Origin of the sequence: Salinarimonas chemoclinalis, assembly GCF_041514305.1 — a bacterium.
Taxonomy (GTDB): domain Bacteria; phylum Pseudomonadota; class Alphaproteobacteria; order Rhizobiales; family Beijerinckiaceae; genus Salinarimonas; species Salinarimonas chemoclinalis.
Genome location: NZ_JBGMWH010000025.1, coordinates 1 through 18,139 on the forward strand (window position 1 = coordinate 1; position 18,139 = coordinate 18,139).

Consider the following 18,139-nt stretch of genomic DNA (forward strand, 5'->3'; position numbering starts at 1 on the left):
GGTCGCCGCCGTGCGACCCGGCGGCGGCGCCGTCGCGGACGTCTACCGCCGCCAGACCGTCTCCTACGACGGGCCGCACGCGCCGGGCACCGTCGTGGTCGATACGCGCCGCAAGTTCCTCTACCTGGTCCAGCCGGGCGGCACGGCGCTGCGCTACGGCGTCGGCGTCGGGCGCGAGGGCTTCTCCTGGCGCGGCACCGAGCGCATCACCCGCAAGGCGGAATGGCCCGACTGGCGACCCCCCGCGGCCATGCGCCGGCGCCAGCCGGAACTGCCCGCCTTCATGCCCGGCGGCCCCTCGAACCCGCTCGGCGCCCGCGCGCTCTACCTCGGCGGCACGCTCTACCGCATCCACGGCACCAACGAGCCGGGCTCCATCGGCCGCGCCATGTCGTCGGGCTGCATCCGGATGATGAACGACGACGTGATCGACCTGTACCAGCGGGTGCGGGTGGGGACGCGGGTCGTGGTGATGTGACGAGGGACGCACGCCGGATCGATCGGCCGGATCGAGCCTCCGAAGCGCTCGACGCGGGCAGCCGTCGCACGCCCGTCTACGTCGAGCGCTTCACCATGCCCAAGCGACCGCCGCGAGCGTTCCGATCGATCGCTGACGATGAACGACGCGCGATCGTCGAGCCCCAGGTGCCTTTTCACGACCACCGGTATCTCGACCGCCTCGCCCGGACGATGCCGCTCGTCGTGCGTCACCGGAGCGACGTAGACGAGGGTGGAAGCCCCGACGGACCGTCGGGCGAGCACCTCGACCGCAGGCCTATCCTTTCTGCCCTCGACGCGCGCCGCCTCGTGCTCGTCCTTCCAGAGGTAGGAGTAGCAGAGGACGAGACCCGGTTCCGGGATCGGCGGCAGCTTCACCCGTCAACCGCCACGGTCGGGCCGCGCGCGTGTCACTCCAGGGCCGGACGCCTCGAGATCCTCGACCTCGTAGGCGTGCTCGTCGGGGACGTCCGCGGCCAGGATCATGGCGAGCTCGGCGTCCGAAAGCTCACTGACGGACATGCTCCTGCGATAGCAGGCCCAGAGCTCGCGAAACGTCTCCGCCGACACGAGGTAGGCCGTCTCCCGGTCGTCCTCCGTGATCTGAACCGGCTCCGACATCGCCTTGTCGCGCCAGTAGCCGAAGTTCTTCTGAAGGTCGGCCGCCGCGACCCGTTGAGACATGACGCACCTCCGTGTCCGGCGGACTATGCCCCTCGACATGCGGGGACGCAAGCACCGGCTGCCGGAGCCGCGCTCCGCACCCGCGCGCCCGACCCGTAGCCGCCTCCGCGCACGTCGCACCACACGCATTGCGCGGTTTCGCACCGCCCACCGCACCGGCGATCAACCTTTTCTTCACGCCCGGCGTCCGAGTTTCCGCTTACCTTTCTTTACGTAAGCGAGATCGCAGATGCGAAGAGTACGTGCGTTCGGACTCCAGGCCGTCATCACCGCCACCGTCGCCGCGATGGCGCTGTTGGCGAGCGTGGCCGTCGGCGTCATCGCCCATCGCAGTGCGCACGAGGCGCTCACCGAGGCGAGCCGCGAGCGGCTCGCGCTGATCTCCACCTCCCGCGCGGCCGCGCTCCAGCGCACGCTCGACGCCACCGTGCGCGACATCGAGGCGCTCTCGGAGAACGTCGCCGTGCGCTCGGCGCTCGGCGAGCTGAAGGACGCCTTCTTCCTCAACCCGCAGGAGCGCGAGCGCTTCGTCGCCTACTTCACCGGCCCGGCTGCCCTCGAGGAGCGCATCGCGCTCACCGGCCAGGGCGAGCGCACGCTGTACGCTTGGCGCCACGAGGGCGTCCACGCCTCCTTCCGCGCGATCCGGGCGGACCGCGGCTACGCCGACATCCTCGTGCTGACGCCCGAGGGCGAGGTGGTCTACTCCGTCGGCAAGCACGGCGACTTCGCCGGCGCCGTCTCCGACGCGACCCTCGCCGGCAGCGGCCTCGCCCGCGCCCACGCCGCGGCGCTCGCGGGCGTCGAGACGACGGACGGCGTCGCCGCCGCCCGCACCGCGGCGGTCGACTTCGCGCCCTACGCCGCGGTGGGCGGCGAGCCCTCCGCCTTCCTCGCCCGCGCCGTGGTCTCGCCGGACGGCAGCCTCGTCGACGGCGTGCTCGTCTACCGGATCGCGGCCACGAGCCTCGACGCGGTCCTCGCCGATCGCACCGGGCTCGGCGAGACCGGCGAGAGCTACATCGTCGGCGCGGACGGCCTGCTGCGCTCGCAGCGCCCCCTCGCCGACGCGCCCTCCGTCCTCGCGCCGCTCGGCCGCCCCGCCGTGCTCGAGGCGGCGACGGGCGGGTTCGACTACGTGCAGGACGGCGTCGCGCGCTTCGCCGACAAGCGCGCGCTCTCCTTCATCGACGTGCCGCTGACCCTCGTCACCGAGCAGGAGGCGGACGAGGCGCTCGCGCGGGTCGCGGCGACCCGCGACGGCATCCTGATGGCGACGCTCGCGGTCCTGTGCGGTGCGCTCGTCCTCGCGCTCCTGATCGGCCGCTCGATCGCCAAGCCGATCTCGGCTCTGGCGGCGGCGCTGCGCGCGATCGCCGACGGCACGGCGACCGGCGGCGAGGGCCGCATCGTCGGCGACGACCGCCGCGACGAGATCGGCGAGATCGCCCGGGCCGTCGCCGGCATCCGCGACCGCGTCCAGGCCGACGCCGCCGCCCGCGAGGCGGAGGAGCGCGACGCCCGCGAGCGGGAGGCCGAGGCGCGCAAGCGCGCCATGCGCGCGCTGGCCGGCGAGCTCGAGCAGACGGTGGGCGAGGCCCTGCGCACGCTGGGCCGCGAGGCGCAGGCGCTCTCGGCCGCCTCGCAGGACATGGCGCGGCTCTCCGAGAGCGCCCGCGGCGGGTCGGAGCGGGTGGCGGGCGCGGCCGGCGCGGCCGGCGGCTCCGTGCGCGACGTCGCGGTCTCGGCCGAGCAGCTCTCCGACTCGATCGGCGAAATCGCCGGCCTGATCAGCCGCTCGGCGACGATCACCAACGAGACCAACGCGCACGCCGCCTCGACGAGCGACGTCGTCGCCTCGCTCGAGGAGAACGCCCAGCGCATCGGCGAGATCGTGACGATGATCGACACGGTGGCGGAGCAGACGAACCTGCTCGCGCTCAACGCGACCATCGAGGCCGCCCGCGCCGGCGCCGCCGGCAAGGGCTTCGCGGTCGTGGCGGCGGAGGTGAAGTCGCTCGCCTCGCAGACCGCGAAGGCCACCGAGGAGATCTCGCGGCAGATCGCCTCGATGCGCGACGCCACCCGCAACGCCGTGGGCGCCGTCGGCTCGATCAAGACCCGCGTCGCCGAGATCGCCACCGCGATGACCTCGGTCGCGAGCGCCATCGAGGAGCAGTCCGCCGCGACGCAGACCATCGCCGCGAGCGCGGAGGGCGCGCGCGAGAACGCGGCCGGCGTGAGCGAGGGCATCGAGGAGGTGCGCGCCGTCGTCGTCTCCACCGACGAGGCCGCCGACCGCGTCGTGCGCGCGACCGCGATCGTGCGCGAGCAGACCACGTTGCTCGACGAGCGTATCCGCCGCTTCCTCGACGAGGTGGCGGCCGCGTGAGGCGGGATGCGCGGCGCGGCGTGTCCGCGCCGCGGCCTTTTCTCCCCCTCGCGACGCCGCGCGCCGTTGACGCGCGGCGTCGACGAACTAAAGGTGCGCGCTCCCGTTCCCGCGGAGGCTTATCCCCGCATCTTTGAAGGAGAGAGCGCGCGATGACAGCCGCCTGGCCCGTGCACGGCGAGATCACCGGCCCGATCGTGATGATCGGCTTCGGCTCGATCGGCAAGGGGACGCTTCCCCTGATCGAGCGTCACTTCACGTTCGACAAGGACCGGTTCACGGTCGTCGACCCCAACGACGCGGACCGGGCGCTGCTCGACGCGCGCGGCATCGCCTTCGTGCACGAGGCGGTGACCCGCGAGAACTACCGCGAGCTGCTGGCGCCGCTGCTCACGAAGGGAGGGGGCCAGGGGTTCTGCGTCAACCTCTCGGTCGACACCTCCTCGCGGGACCTGATGCGCCTGTGCCGCGAGCTCGGCGTCCTCTACGTCGACACCGTCGTCGAGCCGTGGAAGGGCTTCTACTTCGACAAGGACGCCGGCCCCGAGGCGCGCACCAACTACGCCCTGCGCGAGACGATCCTCGCCGAGCGCCGCGAGCGGCCGGGCGGCACCACCGCCGTCTCCTGCTGCGGCGCCAATCCCGGCATGGTGTCGTGGTTCGTCAAGCAGGCGCTCGTCAACGTCGCGACCGACCTCGGCCTCTCCTTCGAGACGCCGACGACCCGCGAGGGCTGGGCCGCGCTGATGCGCGAGGCCGGCGTCAAGGGCATCCACATCGCCGAGCGCGACACCCAGCGCGCGCGCGATCCCAAGCCTCGGGGCGTGTTCGTCAACACCTGGTCCGTCGAGGGCTTCGTCTCCGAGGGGCTGCAGCCCGCCGAACTCGGCTTCGGCACGCACGAGACCTGGATGCCGGAGAACGCCCGCACGCACGAGCGCGGCTGCGGCGCGGCGATCTACCTGCTCCAGCCCGGCGCCAACACCCGCGTGCGCTCCTGGACGCCGACGGCGCAGGCGCAGTACGGCTTCCTGGTGACGCACAACGAGTCGATCTCGATCGCCGACTACTTCACGGTCCGCGAGGGGGGCGAGGTCGCCTACCGCCCCACCTGCCATTACGCCTACCATCCGGCGAACGACGCCGTGCTCTCGCTGCACGAGATGTTCGGCGCCGGCGGCGTCGCGCAGGAGCGCTTCCACATCCTCGACGAGAACGAGATCGTCGACGGGATCGACGAGCTCGGGGTGCTGCTCTACGGCCACGAGAAGAACGCCTACTGGTACGGCTCGCAGCTCTCGATCGAGGAGACGCGCCGCATCGCGCCCTACCAGAACGCGACGGGCCTGCAGGTCTCCTCCGCCGTCCTCGCCGGCATGGTCTGGGCGCTCGAGAACCCGCAGGCCGGCATCGTCGAGGCGGACGAGATGGACTACGCGCGCTGCCTCGAGATCCAGCGCCCCTACCTCGGCCCGGTCGTCGGAGTCTACACCGGCTGGACGCCGCTCGAGGGGCGCCCGGGGCTGTTCCCCGAGGACATCGACGCGAGCGACCCCTGGCAGTTCCGCAACGTTCTGGTCCGCTGACCGCCGCCGTGCTGCGACGCGGGAGCGGGATGACAGCTCCCGGGTCCGCCCCCATATTTCCCGGCGGACCCGGAGCCCGAGCGACGATGCCTCATTTCGATCCCCACTACGCCGACAAGCTGCGCGGCTCGAACGGCGTCGCGGATGCCGACAGCGTGCTCGACCTGCGCGGCGCCGCACGCGCGGCGGCGGAGGCCTCGCTCGCCGAGCTGATCGAGCGCTCGCGCTTCGGGGAGGCGAAGGCGGTGGCGATCCGCATCGCCGCGCCGCTGCCCGGTGCCGGCGAGACGCTGTTCCAGCCGGTGGGCCGGGCGCTGCTGGAGGCCAAACGCAAGGGGCACGTGACGAGCCTCGCGCCCCTTCCCGCCGGGGACGGGCTCGGGTTCTACGTGCGGCTGGCGGGGCGCGGTGCGAAGGCGTGACCGCAGTCGCGCGGCTTTGGTGCGCCTCGGGCGGGCTTGCCAATTCCGCGCCGTCGCTGTAAGGACCCGCCTTCGCCAAGAACGCCCTGACCGGCAAGCCCATCGGAAGGAGCCGCGCATGGCTCGCGTGACCGTCGAAGACTGCATCGACAAGGTCGAGAACCGTTTCGAGCTGGTGCTGCTCGCCAGCCACCGCGCCCGCATGATCTCCTCGGGCGCCCCGCTCACGATCGATCGCGACCGCGACAAGAACCCGGTCGTCGCCCTGCGCGAGGTCGCCGACGAGACCGTGCGCCCGGACGACCTGCGCGAGCAGCTGATTCATTCCATGCAGAAGTACGTCGAGGTCGACGAGCCCGAGGCCGAGGCCGTGCCGATGATCGGCGCCCCCGCCCCCGAGGGCTCCGGTGGCGAGGACGGCGAGGTCACCTTCGACCGCATGTCCGAGGAAGACCTCCTGCGCGGGCTGGAGGGGCTCCAGCCCCCGGCGCAGACGGACGACGACGAGGGGTGAGGGGGCGGATCGCCGCCACGGCCTGTGAGACGATGGGAAGCCCGGCCGGAAGGCCGGGTTTTTTCGTAGTCGGGGGGCAACGATGCCGGCGTCGGGGAGACGGACACGAGCGCCGGGTTGCTCTGCCCCGCGAAATCCACTTGAAATTCTATGCCGATCAGGTAGCAACTCTATTCGCAGGCCGACGCTCGCCGGGTTCGCTGCCCCTGGCAGAAGATCGCGACACACCGGTCGCGCATCGTCGGCGGCCTGCAGCGAAGCCTTCGCCACTCAAGCCACCGCGCCGCAGACACTGGAGCATGCCTGATGTCCCCGGCGCTCTCGCTCCTCCGCTCCCTCCTGCGCGGCACCATCCGGCGTCGGATCTACCTTACCGAGCGCGTCCCCACCGTGTCGGGGGACTACGGCGGTCGCCGCTTCGATCGGATCGGGGTGCGCACCGCCGACGGGCTCGCGATCGCCGGGCTGCGATCGGCGCCGCGGAGCGATGCGCGCTACACGCTGCTCTACTTCCACGGCAACGGCGGCTGCGCCGCGACCCGCGCGCCGCTCGTCGAGCCGCTGGTGCGGGAGGGTGCCGACGTCGTGGTCGCGGACTACCGCGGCTACGGCGACAATCCGGGCCGGCCGACGGAGGCCGGGCTGATGGCGGACGCGCGCGCATTCCTCGACCATGCACGCGCCACCCGCGCCGGCCCGCTCGTCCTGTTCGGCCACTCGCTCGGCGGCGCGATCGCCATCGCGCTCGCGGCGGACGACCCGCGCGAGGTCTGCGCGCTGATCACGCTCGGCACCTTCGCGAGCCTGCGCGCCCGCGCGCCGGCCTTCGCCCGGGATCTCCTGCCGGACGCCTTCGACGCGGCGGCGGCCGCGCCGCGGGTCGCGATCCCCTGGACGATCCTCCACGAGACCGACGACGAGGTGACCTCGGTCGCGCACGCGCACGCGCTCTTCGAGGCCAGCGGCGCGCCGGGGCGGGTGCGCCTGCGCATCCTCACGGGCGGCAGCCACGCGCTCGACGCGGCGAAGCTGTCGGCGGCGATCCACGACGCCCTCGCGCCGGCCTGACGGCCGCGCGCCGGAGACCCCGGCGGGGAGACCGCGCGAAGCCCCGCCCATTCCCCGCCCGCATCCCGTCAATTCGCCACACGGCCCTGTTCAGCGCCCGCGAAAACCCTCATCTTGTGGGAAAGCATGTACGCGCCCGGCCGGCGCGTGCCCGGAGGTTCCCCACGCGCATGATGCGTCAGTACGAGCTGCTCGAGCGGGTCAAGCGCTACAACCCCGCCGCCGACGAGGCCCTGCTCAACCGGGCCTACATCTACGCCATGCGGGCGCACGGCACGCAGACACGGGCGTCGGGCGACCCGTTCTTCGCGCATCCGCTGGAGGTGGCGGCGATCCTCACCGACATGCGGCTCGACGACGCCACCATCGTCGCCGCGGTGCTGCACGACACGGTGGAGGACACCGCGGCGACGCTGGACGAGATCCGTGGCACGTTCGGCCCGGAGATCGGTGCGCTGGTCGACGGGCTCACCAAGCTCAAGCGGCTCGACCTCGTCTCGAAGCGCGCGGCGCAGGGGGAGAACTTCCGCAAGCTCCTGCTCGCCATCGCTCAGGACATCCGCGTGCTGCTCGTCAAGCTCGCGGACCGCCTGCACAACATGCGCACGCTCCACTTCATGCCGCCCGAGAAGCGCGCGCGCATCGCCGAGGAGACGCTCGACATCTACGCCCCGCTCGCCGGGCGCATGGGCATGCAGGAGATGCGCGAGGAGCTGGAAGACCTCGCCTTCTGCCACCTGCGGCCGGAGGCCTACGAGACCATCACCAAGCGGCTCGAGACGCTCACCGCCAAGAACGAGCGGCTCGTCGAGGAGATCGAGCGCGATCTCGCCGAGCGGATCGCCGCCAAGGGGCTCGATGCGGCGGTGAAGGGGCGGCGCAAGCGCGCCTACTCGATCTGGAAGAAGATGGAGCGCAAGTCCGTCGCCTTCGAGCAGCTCTCCGACATCTTCGGCTTCCGCATCCTGGTGGACAGCATCGACGCCTGCTACGGCGCGCTCGGGCTCGTCCATTCCACCTGGCCGATGGTGCCCGGACGCTTCAAGGACTACATCTCGACGCCCAAGCAGAACGACTACCGCTCGATCCACACCACCGTGGTGGGCCCGGGCCACCAGCGCGTCGAGCTGCAGATCCGCACCCGCGCCATGGACGAGGTTGCCGAGTACGGCATCGCCGCGCACGCGCTCTACAAGGATCCCGCGGAGGCGGCGAAGCCGATCGGCGAGAGCCGCGCCTATCAATGGCTGCGCAGGACGATCGACCTCCTGGCGGAGGGCGACAACCCGGAGGACTTCCTCGAGCACACCAAGCTCGAGCTCTTCCACGACCAGGTGTTCTGCTTCACGCCCAAGGGCAGGCTGATCGCGCTGCCTCGGGGCGCGACGCCGATCGACTTCGCCTACGCGGTGCACACGGACGTCGGCAACACGGCGGTGGGCGCCAAGATCAACGGGCGCATGGCGCCGCTCCTCACCGAGCTCGCCAACGGCGACGAGGTCGAGATCGTGCGCGCCGGTGGCAGCCAGGTGCCGCCCGCGGCCTGGGAGAGCCTCGTCGTCACCGGCAAGGCCCGCGCCGCCATCCGCCGGGCGACGCGCACCGCCGTGCGCAAGCAATACGCCGGGCTGGGGCTGCAGATCCTGGAGCGCGCCTTCGAGCGCGCGGGAAAGGCGTTCTCCGAGGAGAAGCTCAAGGCCGCGCTGCCGCGGCTGGCGCGCACCTCGGTCGACGACGTGCTCGCGGCGGTGGGGCGCGGGGAGATGTTCTCCGGCGACGTCGTGCGCGCCGTCTACGCGGACTTCAAGGACGTCGGCCGTCTGGTGTCGGGAGCGGCGACGCAGGGAGCGGGCTGGGTCGCGCTCGGCGCGGACGCCCTCAAGATGAAGCTGCCCGACGCCGCCGACGACCCGCGCGCGATCCCGATCCGCGGGCTCGACGCCGACCTGTCGGTCCGCTTCGCGCCCGAATCCGGGGCGGTGCCGGGGGACCGGATCGTGGGCATCATCACGCCCGGCGAGGGCGTGACCATCTACCCGATCCAGTCGCAGGCGCTCGCCGCCTTCGAGAACGTGCCGGAGGCCTGGGTCGACGTGCGCTGGGACGTCGAGTCGATCGCGCACAAGCGCTTTCCCGCGCGCATCAAGCTCGAGACCATCAACGAGCCGGGCTCCCTCGCCCAGATCGCGCAGGTCGTCGCCGACCACGACGGCAACATCGACAACATCTCGATGCAGCGCCGCACGCCCGACTTCACCGATGTCGTCATCGACGTGTCGGTGTGGGACATCAAGCACCTGAACGGCATCATCGCCGAATTGCGCGCCAAGCGCGTGATCTCGAAGGTCGAGCGGCTGATGGGCTGAGCCCCGGCCAGCCGGAAGGCGGGACGGGGCCGAGTCTCCGATCGCGTGTGACGCGCGCCTCAGCGCACGACGTAGACGATGCGCCGCGTCGCCGGGTCGACGAGGACCGGCTGGCCGTTCACCCAGGCGTACTCGTACTCGTAGTCCGGGATCGGCCGCAGGCCCACCGCCGGCGGCAGGCCAGCGCCGGCGACGACCTCGCCCTCGAGGTAGATCGGCTCGACGCGGTTCTCGACGACGTAGGTGCGCACCGGCGGCGGCGGGGCGGTGAAGCCGTCGATGGCGCCCCCGACGGCGCCTGTCACGGCCCCGACGGTCCCGCCGATGATCGAGCCGACGATCTCGCCGGCGACCGCGCCGGTCTGCGCGACCGGGTCCCAGACCGCCTCGGGCACGATCCCGCGGCGCTGGGTGACGGCCACCGGCGCGTTCTCGACGGTCGCCGACAGGTAGTCGCCGTAGGCCCAGGCCTCGGTGCCCCGGTGCTGAACGCGGCACCAGGCCGACGACGGCAGGCAGCCGAGCACGGTGACCGAGGCATCGCCGTCGATCACGCCGACGACCTCGTAGTTCGGGCCCGGCCCGGCGCGCATGTTGAGATCGGTGGTGGCGGTGGCGGCCACCTGCGCGGACGCCGGCGCGGCGAGCCCGAGGGCGGCGGCGCTGGCGGCGGCGAGGAAGAGGGTACGGGTCATGAGAGTCTCCTTCGTTCGTCGGGAGGACGGGCGAGCGAACGGCGGAGGGGGCGCGGTGTTCCGGGGCTGTTCGGCTTATTGCGCCGCGCCTCGGCGTGGCTGTTCCCGCGAGCGCGCGTCGTCTATCCTCCCGCGTCCCTCCCCGGAGCCCCCATCAGGACCCCCACCCCCATGAACCTCCACGCCCTCGCCGCCGCCCGCGCCGCGCAGTCCCGTCCCGTCCGCGTCGCGCTGATCGGGGCGGGGAAGTTCGGGGCGATGTTCCTCGCGCAGGTGCCGACCATCTCCGGGCTCGAGGTGGCGGCGATCGCCGATCTCGATCCCGAGCGGGCGCGGGCGACCTGCAGGGCGGTGGGGTGGGACGAGGCGCGCATCGCCGCCACGCGCTTCCACGAGGACGGGCGCGCGGCGATCGCGGAGGACGTCGAGGTCGTGATCGAGGCGACGGGCGCGCCGGAGGCGGGGGTGATCCACGCGCTCGCGGCGATCGAGGCGGGTCGCCACGTCGTCATGGTCAACGTCGAGGCGGACGTGCTGGTGGGCGCGGCGCTGGCCGAGCGGGCCCGGGCGGCGGGCGTCGTCTACTCGATGGCCTACGGAGATCAGCCGGCGCTGGTGTGCGAGATGGTCGACTGGGCGCGCGCCGCCGGCTTCGCGGTGGCGGCGGCGGGCAAGGGCACGAAGTACCTGCCGGCCTATCACGGGGTGACGCCCGACGACGTGTGGACGCATTACGGCCTCACCCCCGAGGCCGCCGCGGCGGCGGGCATGAACCCGAAGATGTTCAACTCCTTCCTCGACGGCACGAAGTCCGCCATCGAGGCCGCCGCCATCGCCAACGCCACCGGGCTCGCGGTGCCCGAGGAGGGTCTCGCCTTCCCGCCGTGCGGCGTCGACGACCTCGCCCGGGTGCTGCGCCCGCGCGCCGTGGGCGGGGCGCTCGCCCGCGACGGCATGGTCGAGGTGGTCTCCTCGCTCGAGCGCGACGGGCGCCCCGTGTTCCGCGATCTGCGCTGGGGCGTCTACGTCGTCCTGAAGGCGCCCAACCCCTACGCCGCCGCCTGCTTCCGGCAGTACGGCCTGCCGACGGACGACAGCGGGCTCTATGCGGCGATGTACAAGCCCTTCCACCTGATCGGGCTCGAATTGTCGATCTCCGTCCTCTCGGCGGCCTTGCGCGGCGAGCCGACCGGCACGACGCGGGCCTTCGCCGCGGATGTCGTGGCGGTCGCCAAGCGCGACCTGCGCGAAGGCGAGGCGCTCGACGGCGAGGGCGGCTGGACGGTCTTCGGGCGGGTGACCACGGCCGCGGCGAGCCGCGCCGCCCGCGCCCTGCCCATCGGCCTCGCGCACGGCGTCACGCTGGTGCGGCCCGTGCCGGCGGGGGCGGTGGTCACCGAGGCGGACGTCGCGCCGCGCGCCGTGCGCAGCGAGGCCGAGCGGCTGCGCGCGACGCTGGTGCCGGCGGCGCCCGCCTGAGGCGTCAGAGCCGGAAGTCCTCGCCGAGGTAGAGCTTCCTCACCTCGCTGTTGGCGACGATCTCGTCGGGCCTGCCCTCGGTCAGCACCCGTCCGGAATGGATGATGTAGGCGCGGTCGATCAGGCCCAGCGTCTCGCGGACGTTGTGATCGGTGATCAGCACGCCGATGCCCCGCTTGGTGAGGTGGCGCACGAGATTCTGGATGTCGCCCACCGCGATCGGGTCGATGCCGGCGAAGGGCTCGTCGAGGAGCATGAAGGACGGGTCGGAGGCGAGCGCGCGGGCGATCTCGCAGCGCCGCCGCTCGCCGCCCGACAGCGCGATCGAGGGCGACTTGCGCAGGCGCGCGATGTTGAACTCGTCGAGCAGTTCGTCGAGCTTCGCCTCCCGGCGGTCGCGGTCGGGCTCGACCACCTCGAGCACGGCGCGGATGTTGTCCTCGACGTTGAGGCCGCGGAAGATCGAGGCCTCCTGCGGCAGGTAGCCGATGCCGAGCCGGGCACGGCGGTACATGGGCATCAGGGTGACGTCGTTGCCGTCGAGGCTGATCATGCCCCTGTCGGCGGCGACGAGGCCCGTGATCATGTAGAAGATCGTGGTCTTGCCCGCGCCGTTCGGCCCGAGCAGCCCCACGGCCTCGCCGTTGCGCACGGCGAGCCCCGCGTCGTTGACGACCATGCGGCCGCGGTAGGATTTCTGCAGGCCCTTGACCGCGAGGACGCCCGGGCCGCCGAGGATCGCGGTGGGTGCGTCGCCGACCGGACGATGCGCGGGCGCCGGCTCGCGGTCATGGGCGAGCGCCTCCGCGAACTCGGGATCGGGCCCGCGCCGCGGCGCGCGGGCGAAGAGGCCCCTGAGGCGCCCGACGAGGCTCGGACGGGCGGGCGGCGGCGGGGCGGGCGGCTCCTCGAGCACGCTCCAGTCCGGCTCGGGCCAGGTCCCGTCGTCGACGGGGTCGTAGGCGTCCTCGGGACGGGCGTGCCCGCGCCGGTCGTCCCGCGGGGTCCAATCCTCCTGCGGCCACCCGTCCCGATCCCAGGCTTCCTGCGCCTGCCCGGCGCCGCCGGGATCGGGGACGTGGTGCGGGCGCGCCGGCCCTGCGCCGTCGCCGTGCGTCCCCGTCGTCTGCGGCCGCCTCTGATCCACGCGCGAACCCTTCCTCGCCCTCGACCCCTCCGGGGTCGCTCGGTTCTACTGCCCGCCGCCGGGAACGAAAAGCCCGCGGACCCGCTGCGTGCCGCCGGACTCGATGTTGGCGACCCCCGAGTCGACGTCGTAGACGAGCCGCTCGCCGCGCGTCACGTTCTGGCCCTGGCTGAGCGCGACGTCCCCGGTCAGCACGACCTGGCCCGCCATGCGGTCGTAGACCGCCCGCGCGCCGGTCGCCACCTGGTCCTGGGAGAGGATGGTGACGGGTCCTTCGCACTCGATCCGGTCGATCGACTCGGTTCCCTGCCCCGGCGCTTGGTCCGGCGCCTCGCCGCCCGGCGCCGGCGCGCCCTCCTCCGCGCGCTGGAAGAAGATCGTCAGCTCCGAGCAGCGCATCGTCGTGTCGCCCTGCACGGCGACGACGTTGCCCTGGTAGACCGCCCGGCTCTCGCGCTCGAAGACGTCGAGGCGATCGGCGTCGATGCGGATCGGCTCCTGGGAGCCGGAGCCGAGCCCACCGAAGGCGCCGGTGCGGGGCTCCGGCGCCTGCTGCGCCAGCGCGGCCGGCGCGAGCAGCAACGCGAGGGCGACGCAAGCCTTCGTCAGGGCTGCCTTCGTCAGGGCTGCCTTCGTCAGGGCTGCCTTCGTCAGGGCCGCCTTCGCCGGAACGGCTTTCGTGGAAACGGACGCGGCGAGACGGGACGTACGACGCACGGAGGCGGCTCCCTGTGGCTGGTCGCTGGAGAGGGCGGGGGAGAGGGCCGGGTCGGTCACGGGCTCACCCTGCGCGCCTCGGCGGGAATCGGCTCTGCGCGGGCGGCGGCCGCGGCGCGCTCCGCCTCGGGATCGCCCTCGGCGCCGAGGAGGAAGGTCGAGGTGACGCCGCCTACGAAGGTGATGACGTCGCCGCCGCCGGTGAGCGAGAGCGTTTGCGCCTCGATCACGCCGGAGCCGACGCCGACCCGCACGGGCTCCTCCGAGATCACCGTGCCGGCGGCGAAGTCGACCGTCGCGGACCGCAGGTCGGCGGCGTAGCCGAGCGTCGAGGTGACGCGCACGTCGCGCTCGAGCGTCAGGAGCTCCACCTGCGTATCGAAGCGCCCCGTCGCCGCCTCGACGCGCACGACGTTGCCCGCCTCGTCGACGGAGACGCGGGCACGCAGGTCGACGAGGTCGACGAGATGAGGCGTGCGCACGTCCTGCGAGGCTTCCGTCGCGGTCACCTCGTAGGGCCGCGTATCGTCCTGGAAGCCGGACAGGCGTGGGCTGTTCATCACGATGCGGGTGCCCGACACGTTCACGGGACCGATCGAGAGACCGCCCTGCGAGGCGAAGGGGTTGAGCAGCGTGATCGCCAGCACGAGCACCACCGCCGCCGCCGCGCCCACCGGGATCGCCCGCTTGAGCAGGCGCACGCGCCGCGAATGCGCGAGCGCGCGCGCGTAGCTGCGGCGCCCGCGGGCGGACGCCGATGCGGTCTGTGGATCGGTGGGTGCTCTCGCGTGCACGCGCGGTCCTCAGGAGCCCCTCGAGGCGGGATGGCGGCCGCGTCATCCTCTCCGCACGTGGCGAAGATGAGGCCTCCCGCGATCCGTCTTATGCCTTTCCCGGCGCGGGTGTGCAAACGCCGCGAGGGACCCGTCGTCAGGAATGCGCGAAGACGTCCGTCTCGGGCCAGCCGAGGAGGTCGAGCCGCGCGCGGGTCGGCAGGAAGTCGAAGCAGGCCTGCGCCAGCGCCGTGCGGCCCTCGCGGGCGAGCCTGAGGTCGAGCTGATCCTTCAGCGCGTGCAGGTGCAGCACGTCGGAGGCCGCATACTCGATCTGCGCCTGGGTGAGCGTGTCCGCGCCCCAGTCCGAGCTCTGCTGCTGCTTGGAGATCTCGAGGCCGAGGAGCTCGCGCACCAGGTCCTTGAGCCCGTGGCGATCGGTGTAGGTGCGCACGAGCTTGGAGGCGATCTTGGTGCAGTAGACCGGGCCGGGCATCGTGCCGAGCGCGTGCTCGAGCACGGCGAGGTCGAAGCGGGCGAAGTGGAAGATCTTGAGCACGCCCGGGTCCGCCAACACGGCGGCGAGCCGCTCCGGGCGCGGGCCGTCGCGCAGGATCTGCACGACGTCGGCGCCGCCGTCCCCGCGCGAGACCTGCACGACGCACAGGCGATCGCGCAGCGGATTGAGCCCGAGCGTCTCGGTGTCGACCGCGATGGCGGTACCCGGTTCCCAGGAGGCGGGCAGGTCCCCGCGGTGCAGCCTGACTGTCATGCGTGTGGCGCTCGTCTCGCGTGCTCGAATGGTCGCGAGACGTGTTCCACGGCCGCGGCGGCGATGTCAAATGCGGGGCGCGCTCCCGGCACCGGGGCCGCTCACCGCTTGTCGGCGATCTCCCGCAGCTTCGCCTGCATCTCGGCCATCTGGGCCTTGAGGTCGTCGAGCTCGCGGGCCGACCCCGCGCCGGCCTGGGGCGCGCCCTCGGCCGAGGTCTCTCCGGTCCCGCCGGTCGCCTCGGCGTGGCGCTTCACCGCCTCGGCGCGCACGCCGGGGAAGGGCGAGAACATCCGCATCGCGTCCGAGAACAGGCTCATGTTGGCGCGCACCTGCTCCTCGAGCGTGCCGAAGGCCTTGCCGCCGAAGGCGGTGGTCATCTGCTCGCGCAGCTTCGCCTGCTCGCGCAGGAAGCTCTCCATCGAGAACTCGAGGTAGGCCGGCACGACCGCCTGCATCGAATCGCCGTAGAGCCGGATGAGCTGGCGCAGGAAGGCGATCGGCAGCATCGTCTGCGCGCCCTCCTTGTTCTCCTGCTCGAAGATGATCTGCGTGAGCACCGAGCGGGTGATGTCCTCGCCGGTCTTCGCGTCGGTGACCGCGAAGTCCTCCCCCTCGCGCACCATCCGGCCGAGATCCTCGAGGGTCACGTAGGTCGAGGTCCCGGTGTGGTAGAGCCTGCGGTTGGCGTATTTCTTGATGACCGTCGGCTGCTTCTCGTCGCTGGCCATGGCGCCCTCGTCACTCGACATCCCGGGTCGTTCGCCGGGTCGTTCGCGCTGCACGTTCGCCTCGGGCCCGCCTCGTCAATTCGTCCGACCGGCCCGCCGGGTGTTTCCCCACGAAGAAACCTTAGAAGCTTCGCGCCGCCTCCGAAACAGCTATTTCGCACCGCACCGCGCGGGGCCCGCCGTCACCTCGCGCGGCGGGACGTGCGTGCTTGCACGGCCTTGACTGGAGCGCGCCGTCCGTTTCGATAGCCCTGAAGACCGGCGCGTACCCGGCGCCGCACAGAACACGAGGAAGGATCGCCATGGCCGCTCAGGACATCGTCATCGTCTCCGCCGCGCGCACGCCCGTCGGAGCCTTCAACGGCGCCTTCGCGGCCGTGCCCGCCCACGAGCTCGGCGCCGCCGCCGTCAAGGGCGCGCTCGAGCGTGCGGGCGTGGACGGCGCGGAGGTCGACGAGATCATCCTCGGCCAGATCCTCGCCGGCGGAGAGGGCCAGAACCCCGCCCGCCAGGCCGCGATGAAGGCCGGCATCCCGCAAGAGGCGACCGCCTTCGGCATCAACCAGCTGTGCGGCTCGGGCCTGCGCGCGGTGGCGCTCGGCATGCAGCAGATCGCAACCGGCGACGCGAAGATCGTGGTGGCCGGCGGGCAGGAGAGCATGTCGATGGCGCCGCACGCGGCGCACATGCGCGCGGGCACCAAGATGGGCGAGCTCAAGCTCGTCGACACGATGCTCAAGGACGGCCTGCTCGACGCCTTCCACGGCTACCACATGGGCAACACCGCCGAGAACGTCGCCACGCGCTGGCAGCTGACCCGCGAGGAGCAGGACGCCTTCGCGGTGGCTTCGCAGAACAAGGCCGAGGCCGCGCAGAAGGCCGGGCGCTTCGACGACGAGATCGTCGCCTTCACGGTGAAGACCCGCAAGGGCGAGACCGTGATCGCCGCGGACGAGTATCCCCGCCACGGCACGACGATGGACGCCGTCGCCAAGCTCAAGCCCGCCTTCTCGAAGGACGGCACCGTCACCGCCGGCAACGCGTCGGGCATCAACGACGGCGCGGCCGCCCTCGTGATCATGACGGCGGCGGAAGCCGAGCGCCGCGGGCTCACCCCCCTCGCGCGCATCGCCTCGTGGGCGACGGCGGGCGTCGACCCGGCGGTGATGGGCACGGGGCCGATCCCCTCCTCGCGCAAGGCGCTGGAGAAGGCGGGCTGGAAGGTGCAGGACCTCGATCTCGTCGAAGCCAACGAGGCCTTCGCCGCCCAGGCGCTCGCGGTGAACAAGGACATGGGCTGGGACCCGCAGATCGTGAACGTCAACGGCGGCGCCATCGCCATCGGCCACCCGATCGGCGCCTCCGGCGCGCGGGTGCTGACCACGCTGCTGTTCGAGATGGGCAAGCGCGACGCCAAGAAGGGCCTCGCCACGCTCTGCATCGGCGGCGGCATGGGCGTCGCCATGTGCCTCGAGCGCTGAGAACGGCGCGCGACTTCCCGGTCGGGAGGCGGCGCGCCGGCCGCCCCCGGCCGCACGAGACGAGATCATCTGGGAGGAACAGCCAATGTCACGCGTCGCAGTGGTCACCGGGGGCACCCGCGGCATCGGAGCCGCGATCTCCAAGGGGCTGAAGGACGCCGGCTATTCGGTCGCCGCGACCTATGCCGGCAACGACGAGAAGGCCAACGCCTTCAAGGAGGAGACGGGCATTCCCGTCTACAAGTTCGACGTCGCCGACGCCGCCGCCTGCGAGGCGGGGCTGAAGGCGATCGAGGGCGATCTCGGCCCGGTCGACGTGCTCGTCAACAATGCCGGCATCACCCGAGACCGCATGTTCCACAAGATGACCTTCGAGCAATGGTCGGAGGTGATGCGCACGAACCTCGATTCGATGTTCACGATGACCCGGCCGCTGATCGAGGGCATGCAGGCGCGCAAGTTCGGGCGCATCATCATCATCTCCTCCATCAACGGCCAGAAGGGCCAGATGGGCCAGGCCAACTACTCCGCCGCCAAGGCCGGCGTGATCGGCTTCGCCAAGGCGCTCGCCCAGGAGAACGCGTCCAAGGGCATCACCGTCAACGTCATCGCGCCGGGCTACATCGGCACGGAGATGGTGATGGCGGTGCCCAAGGAGGTGCTCGACACCAAGATCATCCCGCAGATCCCCGTCGGCCGCCTCGGCGAGGCCGAGGAGATCGCCCGCTGCGTGGCGTTCCTCGCCTCCGACGAGGCGGGCTTCATCACCGGCTCGACCCTGTCGGTGAACGGCGGGCAATACATGGCGTGAGGT

General features: G+C 72.1%; 17 protein-coding genes. 10 read left to right on the plus strand and 7 right to left on the minus strand.

The window, feature by feature from the left end; genetic code table 11:
* Nucleotides 1–478, plus strand: a 478-nt coding sequence (locus AB9M23_RS21105; protein ID WP_372426630.1) for a L,D-transpeptidase, incomplete at its 5' end; no start/stop codon positions are given.
* Between the two features lie 401 nt (nucleotides 479–879).
* On the opposite strand, the gene AB9M23_RS21110 is transcribed toward AB9M23_RS21105, so the two are convergent.
* Complete coding sequence (locus tag AB9M23_RS21110; protein ID WP_372426632.1) at nucleotides 880–1,182, minus strand: type II toxin-antitoxin system Phd/YefM family antitoxin; 303 nt, start codon at nucleotides 1,180–1,182, stop codon at nucleotides 880–882.
* Between the two features lie 229 nt (nucleotides 1,183–1,411).
* Here AB9M23_RS21110 and AB9M23_RS21115 point away from each other — a divergent pair, with 229 nt between their 5' ends.
* The 6 genes from AB9M23_RS21115 (at nucleotide 1,412) to AB9M23_RS21140 (ending at nucleotide 9,530) form a co-directional block, all read left to right on the plus strand.
* The gene (locus AB9M23_RS21115; protein ID WP_372426633.1) at nucleotides 1,412–3,574 is read left to right on the plus strand and encodes a methyl-accepting chemotaxis protein; all 2,163 of its coding nucleotides are present in this window, start codon (nucleotides 1,412–1,414) and stop codon (nucleotides 3,572–3,574) included.
* Nucleotides 3,575–3,726: 152 nt separating this feature from the next.
* Nucleotides 3,727–5,160 carry a homospermidine synthase gene (locus AB9M23_RS21120; RefSeq protein ID WP_372426634.1) on the plus strand — a complete coding sequence of 478 codons (1,434 nt, stop codon included), beginning with the start codon at nucleotides 3,727–3,729 and terminating at the stop codon, nucleotides 5,158–5,160.
* 86 nt (nucleotides 5,161–5,246) lie between these two features.
* Entirely contained in the window at nucleotides 5,247–5,582 is a 336-nt protein-coding gene (locus tag AB9M23_RS21125) for a hypothetical protein (protein WP_372426635.1), read from the plus strand.
* A 118-nt stretch (nucleotides 5,583–5,700) separates the two neighbouring features.
* Entirely contained in the window at nucleotides 5,701–6,096 is a 396-nt protein-coding gene (gene rpoZ / locus AB9M23_RS21130; protein WP_372426636.1) for a DNA-directed RNA polymerase subunit omega, read from the plus strand.
* A gap of 306 nt (nucleotides 6,097–6,402) precedes the next feature.
* Nucleotides 6,403–7,164 (plus strand): alpha/beta hydrolase, encoded by a 762-nt coding sequence (locus AB9M23_RS21135; protein ID WP_372426637.1) that lies wholly within the window; start codon nucleotides 6,403–6,405, stop codon nucleotides 7,162–7,164.
* Nucleotides 7,165–7,334: 170 nt separating this feature from the next.
* Nucleotides 7,335–9,530 (plus strand): RelA/SpoT family protein, encoded by a 2,196-nt coding sequence (locus tag AB9M23_RS21140; RefSeq protein ID WP_372426638.1) that lies wholly within the window; start codon nucleotides 7,335–7,337, stop codon nucleotides 9,528–9,530.
* A gap of 59 nt (nucleotides 9,531–9,589) precedes the next feature.
* Here AB9M23_RS21140 and AB9M23_RS21145 read toward each other — a convergent pair whose 3' ends face one another.
* The gene (locus AB9M23_RS21145; RefSeq protein ID WP_372426639.1) at nucleotides 9,590–10,225 is read right to left on the minus strand and encodes a DUF1236 domain-containing protein; all 636 of its coding nucleotides are present in this window, start codon (nucleotides 10,223–10,225) and stop codon (nucleotides 9,590–9,592) included.
* Between the two features lie 171 nt (nucleotides 10,226–10,396).
* Here AB9M23_RS21145 and AB9M23_RS21150 point away from each other — a divergent pair, with 171 nt between their 5' ends.
* Nucleotides 10,397–11,704, plus strand: coding sequence for an SAF domain-containing protein (locus AB9M23_RS21150; RefSeq protein WP_372426640.1), 1,308 nt, complete (start codon nucleotides 10,397–10,399; stop codon nucleotides 11,702–11,704).
* Between the two features lie 4 nt (nucleotides 11,705–11,708).
* Here AB9M23_RS21150 and lptB read toward each other — a convergent pair whose 3' ends face one another.
* The 5 genes from lptB to phaR all read right to left on the minus strand — a co-directional run bounded on the left by lptB (nucleotide 11,709) and on the right by phaR (nucleotide 15,844).
* Nucleotides 11,709–12,620, minus strand: coding sequence for an LPS export ABC transporter ATP-binding protein (gene lptB / locus AB9M23_RS21155; protein ID WP_372426677.1), 912 nt, complete (start codon nucleotides 12,618–12,620; stop codon nucleotides 11,709–11,711).
* A 276-nt stretch (nucleotides 12,621–12,896) separates the two neighbouring features.
* Nucleotides 12,897–13,568 (minus strand): LptA/OstA family protein, encoded by a 672-nt coding sequence (locus AB9M23_RS21160; protein WP_372426641.1) that lies wholly within the window; start codon nucleotides 13,566–13,568, stop codon nucleotides 12,897–12,899.
* Between the two features lie 56 nt (nucleotides 13,569–13,624).
* Nucleotides 13,625–14,362 (minus strand): hypothetical protein, encoded by a 738-nt coding sequence (locus tag AB9M23_RS21165; RefSeq protein WP_372426642.1) that lies wholly within the window; start codon nucleotides 14,360–14,362, stop codon nucleotides 13,625–13,627.
* A 136-nt stretch (nucleotides 14,363–14,498) separates the two neighbouring features.
* Entirely contained in the window at nucleotides 14,499–15,113 is a 615-nt protein-coding gene (locus AB9M23_RS21170; RefSeq protein WP_372426643.1) for a ribonuclease D, read from the minus strand.
* A gap of 101 nt (nucleotides 15,114–15,214) precedes the next feature.
* Nucleotides 15,215–15,844, minus strand: coding sequence for a polyhydroxyalkanoate synthesis repressor PhaR (gene phaR, locus AB9M23_RS21175; protein WP_372426644.1), 630 nt, complete (start codon nucleotides 15,842–15,844; stop codon nucleotides 15,215–15,217).
* A 302-nt stretch (nucleotides 15,845–16,146) separates the two neighbouring features.
* Between phaR and AB9M23_RS21180 the strand changes: the two genes are divergently transcribed.
* Together AB9M23_RS21180 and phbB are read left to right on the plus strand one after the other, a co-directional pair.
* Nucleotides 16,147–17,325, plus strand: coding sequence for an acetyl-CoA C-acetyltransferase (locus tag AB9M23_RS21180; protein ID WP_372426646.1), 1,179 nt, complete (start codon nucleotides 16,147–16,149; stop codon nucleotides 17,323–17,325).
* An 85-nt stretch (nucleotides 17,326–17,410) separates the two neighbouring features.
* Nucleotides 17,411–18,136: an acetoacetyl-CoA reductase gene (phbB, locus tag AB9M23_RS21185; RefSeq protein WP_372426647.1), complete on the plus strand. Its 726-nt coding sequence runs from the start codon at nucleotides 17,411–17,413 to the stop codon at nucleotides 18,134–18,136.
* Nucleotides 18,137–18,139: the final 3 nt, after the last annotated feature.